The sequence below is a fragment of the Paenibacillus thermotolerans genome (assembly GCF_028745515.1).
In the GTDB taxonomy this organism is placed as follows: Bacteria; Bacillota; Bacilli; order Paenibacillales; family YIM-B00363; genus Paenibacillus_AE; species Paenibacillus_AE thermotolerans.
Genome location: NZ_JAQZSG010000095.1, coordinates 1 through 511, shown reverse-complemented (window position 1 = coordinate 511; position 511 = coordinate 1). Strand labels below are relative to the sequence as shown.

Genomic DNA, 511 nt, shown 5'->3' with positions numbered 1-511 from the left:
AGCCATAGCTTCGGTGGTGTGTTTAGCCCCGTTACATTTTCGGCGCAGAGTCACTCGACCAGTGAGCTATTACGCACTCTTTCAATGGTGGCTGCTTCTAAGCCAACATCCTGGTTGTCTGTGCAACTCCACATCCTTTCCCACTGAACACACACTTGGGGACCTTAGCTGATGATCTGGGCTGTTTCCCTTTTGACGATGGATCTTAGCACTCACCGTCTGACTCCCGGATAACAAGTTTATGGCATTCGGAGTTTGACTGGACTTGGTAACCCTTGGCGGGCCCCGCACCCAATCAGTGCTCTACCTCCACAACTCTTCTTCCGAGGCTAGCCCTAAAGCTATTTCGGGGAGAACCAGCTATCTCCGAGTTCGATTGGAATTTCTCCCCTACCCCCACGTCATCCCCGAGCTTTTCAACGCTCGTGGGTTCGGGCCTCCAGTGAGTGTTACCTCACCTTCACCCTGCACAGGGGTAGATCACCCGGTTTCGGGTCTACGCCCACGTACT

General features: G+C 53.6%; 1 rRNA gene. It reads right to left on the bottom strand.

The features are described from left to right. A 23S ribosomal RNA gene (locus PT964_RS26375) occupies positions 1–511 on the bottom strand; the annotation flags it as partial.